Raw genomic sequence first — 7,212 nt, 5'->3', positions numbered from 1 at the left:
GTTAATTTTTTGAACGAGGTAAATTATGTCTAGAGCAGTAGATGGTACAAAACGCAATAACCGCCGCGCAAAGATTCTGAAGCTCGCCAAGGGTTTCACTGGCCGCCGCGGAACTAACTACAAGGCAGCAAAAGACGCAGTAACAAAGGCACTTCGACATGCTTATGTTGACCGCCGCGACCGCAAAGGTGATTTCCGCCAGTTGTGGATTGCACGTATCAACGCAGCAGTTCGTGAAGAAGGTCTTTCATACTCACGCTTCATTAATGGTCTCAACAAAGCAGGTATCACATTGAACCGCAAGGCTCTTTCTAACCTCGCTATCGAAGACCCACAGGCTTTCAAAGCAGTTGTTGAAGCTGCAAAAAAAGCTCTCGAAGCATAATTTTTAAGGGGATACCATGATTTCATTCGAACAGGTTCTGTTGCTGGAAGAAAAGGTAGAAAGCGCTGTTAAAAAAATTGAACAGCTTAATGCTGAGAATGCTGCTTTGCGTAGCAAATGCGCAGAGCTTTCAAACGCACTCAATGCAAAATCGGAGCAATTTTCATCTTTTCAGACTGACCAGAGCAAAATCGAAGAAGGTATCCTCAAAGCTTTGAATCGTTTGAATGCTGTAGAAAATGTTATTCTTCATACAACACAAACGGTTCAAGCTCCAAAATCAGAATCAAATTCAGAAATCACTGAATCTGCTCCACAACAGCCTCATGTTGAACAAGCACTACACAATTTTGAGAATACTTCAGACAATACCCCGGCAGAAACTTTAACACCGAATGTTGATTTCGAATTTGGTGAATCAGATGCTGTACAAAACAACCAGTATATTACAGAGTCAAAAGAAGTAAATTCTGAAAACTCTACTCAGGATACTGCTTCCCAGCCGCTATTCGATATTTTTTAGTCTATGGGTTCCCTTTTAATAGATTTATTTGACTGTCCGTTTTCAATCAGGGCTGACGAAGATAATGAATACCTTGAACAAGTCTTGTCTTATTACAAAAAAATTGTGACACAGATTCAAAGAAACAATGTTCTTCAAAACCCGCTGCAGATATCTGCACTTGCAGGTGTAATGCTCTGTGATGAACTTTACAAAGAAAAATCAAAAACAGCACAGCTCTTAAAAAAATCACCTCAAACTTCCGGTATCATTTCTGACACAACCAAAAGTGAAGAAGCAGAAAAAATTGCCAACGATATGATTGAAAAAATTAACAGGGTTTTAAATGCTTAAATTTCGTATCTGGGTAGATGCCGATTCATTTCCAAAAAAAGCCAGAGAATCATTAATTTCAATTACAAAAACAAATTCAGTTTCAGTTATTTTTGTATCAAACCGCCCTATTCCATTTTCTCCGTCCGACAATCATATTTCAATGATTATTTCGAAAAATGAAAAAGGTTCTGCTGACGATTATATTTTTGAAAACGCAAAAGAAAACGATATTGTAGTTACCAGAGATATTCCGTTTGCTTCCAGGCTTATAGAAAAATCAATATGCGTAATGAATGACAGGGGAATTATTTTCAATAAAGACAATATCGAAGACAGACTCCGGGAACGGGAGTTCAGCTTAAACTTAGCAGAAATAGGCCTGGGCGGCAAAAAAGAAAATTATTACAGTGACAAAGAATTAAAAAAATTCACTCAAGTCTTTTCACAGGAATTACAGAAACACATAACTATTGAAATTTATAATATAAAAAGATATTAAAATTATTTTTCCATGCGCTCATAAGCAGCATTAATAGAAATAATACGGTCTTTTACCTGTAAAAACGCCAGAACAAGTTCAGGGTCAAACTGTTTTCCAGAAAGATTCTGAATTTCAATAAACGCATCGTCTATAGACCATGCTTCTTTATAAACCCGTCTGTGCGAAAGAGCATCAAAAACATCTGCTATAGCAACAATTCTGGCAGAAAGAGGAATTTCTTCACCTTTCATCGGCTCACCTTTTACAACAGGAGAACCGATTTCATAACTCATAAAATCGATTTTTCCAGGATAACCTTCTTCACTGCCATTCCACCATTCATGATGATGCAGAGCAACATCTCTGGCCATTTCATCAATTTCTGATTCCGGCTGAGTGAAAAGTTTTGCTCCTACACAGGTATGACCCATCATAACAGCCCTTTCTTCTGCAGTAAATCTGCCTGGCCCCGGCTTTTTGAGAATTGTATCAGAAATGCCGACTTTTCCTAAATCATGACACTTTGCTGCAATCTTTAAAATATCCCTGAAGCGGAGAATTTCCTGCTTTGGAATTTTATGATTTAAAGCCCACTGGTCATAAATTTCAATTGAAAAATCAGAAACACGTTCAACATGAGTACCAGTTTCTTTTGGATCACGGAATTCGGCCATGCGCTGCATTCGCTTAATCATATTACCGGTTAAATACGTATGTTCCAGAGTTTGAGTAACGCTTGAAGCAAACTGTTTTACATATTCAACTGCATCATCAGAGAATACAACTATATTTCCATCAGAATCCTTGGCATTTATTATCTGCAAAACGCCAAGAGTCTGACCAGCACTTGTAACAAGCGGAAGTGAAAGCACAGAAACCGTTTTATAACCTGTAGAAACATCAGTACTGCTGTTAAATTTATACGGTTTATCAGGATCAATTTCGTAAGCATTGGCAATATTTAAAATCTGACCTGTATATGCACAGTAACCGGAAATTGAAGTTTTTGTTATTGGCACAGTAAAATATACATACGGAGACTTTGAACCTTCACTCAATTTTTTATGCTGTGTATCATTCTGTGCATATTTTATTCGTAGAAGTTTATCTTTAAAGACAGAATCTTCTTTTGAAAAAACAGGAGACAAGATAGAAGATGGCTGCTTTTCTTCAATTACGTAAATTGAACCAGCATCAGCATTGGCAATTGCTCTTGCTTCAGTGAGAATTCGTTCAAGCAGTACATCAGTATCTTTTATTTCATTCAAAAGCCGCTCAGCTTCAAAAAGCCTCTGCAGTTTTTCAAGAGAGCCAATCATTCAGGCAAATTCCTTCTGCAATAAATTACACTATTATTTTAATTCAAAACTTTTAATTAGTCTAGAAAAACAGAAAAAAAACTGTTTTTTTATAATTTTATTCTAAATTTAAGAATAATTTATAAGCTTTGTAAGCATACTCTATATCTTTTTTTGCTATAATTTCCCAGGGAGCATGCATTGAAAGAACAGAAACGCCGGCATCCAGAACATTCATTCCATATTTTGCTGCCAGATAAGCAATTGTTCCGCCGCCCCCCTGGTCTACTTTTCCAAGTTCAGCCATCTGGTATTTAATTTGTGAACCATCAAGCAAAGAGCGTAGTTTTGCAATAAATTCTGGATTTGCATCACTGGCACCACTTTTTCCCCTGCTTCCGGTATATTTATTAAAAACTATTCCGCCATTTAAAAAGCTTGCATTATCTTTATCAAACAGATTAGAATTCATCGGATCATATGCGGCATTTACATCACTGGAAAGCATATTACTTTCTGCTAAACAGCGGCGAAGTTTTAGCTCAGAATATTCTCCGGGAAGTCTTGCAATCAATTCAGCCACAGCATTTTCAAAGAAATGGCTTCCCATACCGGTTGCTCCAACAGAACCGATTTCTTCTTTATCAACACAAAGGCAGCAGGCGGTTTTTGTGAAATCAGAAGAATCCAATAAAGCTTTAAAAGAAGCAAAAGCACAGCTTCTGTCATCCTGACCATAAGCTAAGATAAGAGATGAATCCAAGCCTAAATCACGGGCATTTCCGGCAGGAACAACTTCCAGTTCGGCAGATTCAAAATCTTTTTCATCAATATTATATTTATCTTTTAATATTTTAAGAATTTCATTTTTAGCAGAAGATTTATCTTTATTTTCACTTTTTTCATCTGAGGACTCTTCAGGAGAAGTACTTCCCAAAATCAAATCAAGATTTTCACCTGAAATAAAATCACTTGCTTTTTCTTTCATCTGTTCCTGTGCCAGATGAGGAAGAATATCAGAAATACAGAAGACAGGTTCATTTTCATCTTCACCAATCGAGATTTTTACAGTAGTTCCGTCTTTTTTACAGACAACCCCATGAACAGCAAGCGGTAATGTTACCCACTGATATTTTTTTATACCGCCGTAATAGTGAGTATTCAAATAGACAATAAAATCTTTTTCATAAAGAGGTTTTTGTTTAACATCCAGCCGCGGAGAATCAATATGAGCGCCTAAAATATTCATTCCTTTTTCAATTGGTTCACTTCCAATTGTAAAAAGCGCCACAGCTTTATTCATTTTCTGAATATAAACTTTATCACCTGTTTTAAGAGATTCTGCATTATAAAGATTTTTAAAACCGGCTTCTTCAGCAGTTTTAATTATCTGGCTGACACATTCACGTTCAGTTTTACCATTATTTAAGAAGTTTTTATAATCAAAAATCAGATTTTTATTTTCCATAATAATGATTATAAAAAAAAGCCCTTCACACTGCAAGGCTTTGAAGAATTAAACTCCAAGACGATTGATTACCGTGTCAAGCATTTCATCGATTACAGAAACAAACTTTGCGGCTGCATTGTAGCCGTGCTGGAATTTGATGATTTCTGCAAGTTCTTCGTCGATGTTTACACCGCTGATAGAATCCCGCATGTTTCGTAAATCGTCCATAATAGCGTTCTGAGAAAGCATGTTCATTTCTGCCTGCTCGCCTTTTAATCCGACATTTGTGACTGAATTTGCAAAATAGTCATCGAAAGTGCGGTCCTTTCCAATCATTACAGCAGTATTTCGGATTGAAGCAATTTCTACTGCAGCCCGGCCATCGCCAATCATTGATTTTCCCTGATTTGTAGGATAGGCTGCAGCAACGCTCAATACATCGCCCTTGATTGCTTCGTTGACTGCAATGTATCCTGCAGGATTTAAAACAGGAGCAACTGCAAATTCACCTCTCAGTGCATTTACAGCATCTGCCTGTGCAAAATCATAGGCATTTTCTGAGCCGCTTCCATTCAAAATTCCTGAATATCCTGAAAGGAACAATCCGGAATCTTCAACATGGCGGATTACAAAATCAGGATTTCCCATTGCATTTGAAGTAGTTGCCTTCAAAACAAGGCGGTTATTTCTGTCAAGATAAGCCTTAACTTCACCGTCTGAATCATTGATTCGGGCAACTACTTCTTCGATTGTATCTGTCGCATGATAAGAAACTTTGATATTTCCGCTTTTTCCAGAGAAAGTCATTGTACCTTCAAGACCGACTTTTTCCTGCGGGTTAAGCGAGTTGGTTCCCGTAAATCTGAAAATGTAAGAATGATCGTCAACACCGTCACCGTTGCGGTCATAGTTTCCGTTTACGCTTGTTACAAAAGGATGCTGAGTAAAGAAATCAAGGCCTGAAACATTGTTCATGCCGATTCCGTTTCTGTGAACATCGTTTACAAGGTCAGCAAAATTCATTGTAACTGTATTGAGTTTCTGAACTTCAGAACGGATATCAACATCGCGAAGTTCAAGCAAAGCTCCCAGAGTACCGCCTGAAACCTGGACATTATTTTTTGTATCACTCCAGATAACTTTGCTATAACCATTGTTATCAGTCATAGCTTCAACTTCAAATGAGCGGGAAATATGTCCCTGAACGAGAATATTTCCTTCAAGATGAACCATAAATTCATCGTTATCACGGATGTCAGTCGTAATGTTAGCAAGGCCTGCAAGTTTTTCTACGAGTAAATCACGGCGGTCAAGAAGATCGTTCGGATTATCCCCCATTGCCTTGACTTTTACGATTTCATTGTTGATTTCTGCAATCTGTTTTGAAATTGAATTAATCTGCTTTACAGTGGCTTCGATGTCACCGTTAATCAGTGTTCCGATTCCGCTCAAAGATTTATATCTCTGCTGGATACTTTCAGCCAAAGTCTCACCACGGGTTACAACAGCCTGACGGGCTGCCTGGCTTTCCGGATAAACAGAAAGTTCCTGCCAGCCTTGCCAGTATTTATCCATATTGGTGCGGATAGAGATTTCATCAGGCTCATTATAAACCTGTTCAATCATCGTGTAATATTTTTCTCGTGTAGTCCAGTAAGTTTCCTGATTAGTCTGAGCGACGATTCTTTGATCCAAAAGTTCATCACGCAGGCGGTTGATTGATTCAACACTTGTTCCCTGACCTAACTGACCTGCACGTTCTTCACGCTCTAAATCAGGGCGGTAAATCGGGTCAAAAGTCTTAATCTGAACGCGCTGACGTGAGTATCCTTCTGTGTCGGCATTGGAAATATTGTGACCTGCAGTATTAATCTGAGTCGAATGAGCCATTAAGCTTCTTTTACCGATTTCAATTGCTGCGAATGAATTTGCCATACTTCTGCTCCTTTTTCCTTATATCATCTGGTTGAGCACAACACTGCTCAGTTCTGGTTTTACAATCTGACCTTTTTTTGAATAAAGTACATTTCTTCTCTGAGGCACAACGGAATCAAAAACCCCCTGCAGAAACTTTCGTGTTGTGGAAATATATTCATTCAAAACCTTATTTTCCACTTTTGATTTCTGAAGTTTTCCCCTGACCTCACTTAAAACAGGAGAGATTTCAGAATCCTGTGCCATATCTACATTTGAACTTAAAGCCATTCTTTTTTCTTCAAGTTCAACAAAGTGATCACTTAAATTCTGGAGATTTTCAATATTGCGGTTAAGAGTATCCCAGTCTTTTTCTTTGACACAATTATGCAGAAGAGTCTGCTGTTCTAAAATTTTATCCAAAAGCACATTTTCTTCCTGCATTACAGAAACAAGATTTTGTTTCTGTGCAATTATTGTATCAGTAGTTCCTGTCTGCTCAAGTTTTTCTTCCGGCATTTATTTCCCCAAAAAGTTTTAGTCCTTTTGATTATCGGAATTAAAAAATAGAAGTTTAGATTTTTCAAACAAAAGAATAATTAAGAACATTGCAGATTTTTTAGATTTTTCAGCATTAACTTCTTGACATATTCGTATTTTTTTTGATATAGTTTCCTACATCGGTTACATGGTGCCTGTAGTTCAGTGGTAGAGCGTCAGATTGTGGATCTGATTGTCGTGGGTTCGAGCCCCATCAGGCACCCAATCTTGCGTTCGTAGCTCAACTGGATAGAGTAACGGACTTCGAATCCGTAGGTTGCACGTTCGATCCGTGTCGGACGCAAA

At 37.8% G+C, this 7,212-nt stretch carries 8 protein-coding genes and 2 tRNA genes; 6 read left to right on the top strand and 4 right to left on the bottom strand.

Going from position 1 to position 7,212, the window contains the following annotated elements; genetic code table 11:
* Positions 1-25 precede the first annotated feature (25 nt).
* Genes rplT through ACKI5B_RS10865 form a run of 4 tightly spaced genes read left to right on the top strand, consistent with a single transcriptional unit; the run spans position 26 to position 1,722 of the window.
* Complete coding sequence (rplT, locus tag ACKI5B_RS10880; RefSeq protein ID WP_407428651.1) at positions 26-385, top strand: 50S ribosomal protein L20; 360 nt, start codon at positions 26-28, stop codon at positions 383-385.
* Between the two features lie 16 nt (positions 386-401).
* The gene (locus ACKI5B_RS10875; protein ID WP_407428649.1) at positions 402-908 is read left to right on the top strand and encodes a cell division protein ZapB; all 507 of its coding nucleotides are present in this window, start codon (positions 402-404) and stop codon (positions 906-908) included.
* A 3-nt stretch (positions 909-911) separates the two neighbouring features.
* Positions 912-1,241, top strand: a complete 330-nt coding sequence (zapA, locus tag ACKI5B_RS10870) for a cell division protein ZapA (protein WP_407428647.1) — start codon at positions 912-914, stop codon at positions 1,239-1,241.
* On the top strand, positions 1,234-1,722 hold the full coding sequence (locus tag ACKI5B_RS10865) for a DUF188 domain-containing protein (protein ID WP_407428645.1): 489 nt from the start codon (positions 1,234-1,236) through the stop codon (positions 1,720-1,722). Before zapA ends, ACKI5B_RS10865 begins: the two co-directional genes overlap by 8 nt.
* Before the next feature lie 2 nt (positions 1,723-1,724).
* On the opposite strand, the gene ACKI5B_RS10860 is transcribed toward ACKI5B_RS10865, so the two are convergent.
* The 4 genes from ACKI5B_RS10860 to ACKI5B_RS10845 form a co-directional block, all read right to left on the bottom strand.
* The gene (locus ACKI5B_RS10860; protein WP_407428643.1) at positions 1,725-3,023 is read right to left on the bottom strand and encodes an HD domain-containing phosphohydrolase; all 1,299 of its coding nucleotides are present in this window, start codon (positions 3,021-3,023) and stop codon (positions 1,725-1,727) included.
* Between the two features lie 97 nt (positions 3,024-3,120).
* Positions 3,121-4,470 (bottom strand): aminopeptidase, encoded by a 1,350-nt coding sequence (locus ACKI5B_RS10855; RefSeq protein WP_407428641.1) that lies wholly within the window; start codon positions 4,468-4,470, stop codon positions 3,121-3,123.
* Positions 4,471-4,518: 48 nt separating this feature from the next.
* Positions 4,519-6,387, bottom strand: a complete 1,869-nt coding sequence (gene flgK / locus ACKI5B_RS10850; protein WP_407428639.1) for a flagellar hook-associated protein FlgK — start codon at positions 6,385-6,387, stop codon at positions 4,519-4,521.
* A gap of 18 nt (positions 6,388-6,405) precedes the next feature.
* Positions 6,406-6,885 (bottom strand): hypothetical protein, encoded by a 480-nt coding sequence (locus ACKI5B_RS10845; protein ID WP_407428637.1) that lies wholly within the window; start codon positions 6,883-6,885, stop codon positions 6,406-6,408.
* Between the two features lie 172 nt (positions 6,886-7,057).
* On the opposite strand from ACKI5B_RS10845, the gene ACKI5B_RS10840 reads away from it, so the two are divergent.
* Positions 7,058-7,129 (top strand) — tRNA-His (locus tag ACKI5B_RS10840).
* 7 nt (positions 7,130-7,136) lie between these two features.
* Positions 7,137-7,210, top strand: a tRNA-Arg gene (locus tag ACKI5B_RS10835).
* The last annotated feature ends 2 nt before the right edge of the window (positions 7,211-7,212 follow it).

The organism is Treponema sp. (assembly GCF_045657965.1).
Classification (GTDB): domain Bacteria; phylum Spirochaetota; class Spirochaetia; order Treponematales; family Treponemataceae; genus Treponema_D.
The sequence above is the reverse complement of the archived record's forward strand: the minus strand, read 5'-3'. Positions and strand labels throughout refer to the sequence as shown.

Coding starts and splice junctions, on each gene's coding strand:
- rplT (WP_407428651.1), top strand. CDS start 26: ATGTCTAGAGCAGTAGATGGTACAAAACGCAATAACCGCCGCGCAAAG.
- ACKI5B_RS10875 (WP_407428649.1), top strand. CDS start 402: ATGATTTCATTCGAACAGGTTCTGTTGCTGGAAGAAAAGGTAGAAAGC.
- zapA (WP_407428647.1), top strand. CDS start 912: ATGGGTTCCCTTTTAATAGATTTATTTGACTGTCCGTTTTCAATCAGG.
- ACKI5B_RS10865 (WP_407428645.1), top strand. CDS start 1,234: ATGCTTAAATTTCGTATCTGGGTAGATGCCGATTCATTTCCAAAAAAA.
- ACKI5B_RS10860 (WP_407428643.1), bottom strand. CDS start 3,023: ATGATTGGCTCTCTTGAAAAACTGCAGAGGCTTTTTGAAGCTGAGCGG.
- ACKI5B_RS10855 (WP_407428641.1), bottom strand. CDS start 4,470: ATGGAAAATAAAAATCTGATTTTTGATTATAAAAACTTCTTAAATAAT.
- flgK (WP_407428639.1), bottom strand. CDS start 6,387: ATGGCAAATTCATTCGCAGCAATTGAAATCGGTAAAAGAAGCTTAATG.
- ACKI5B_RS10845 (WP_407428637.1), bottom strand. CDS start 6,885: ATGCCGGAAGAAAAACTTGAGCAGACAGGAACTACTGATACAATAATT.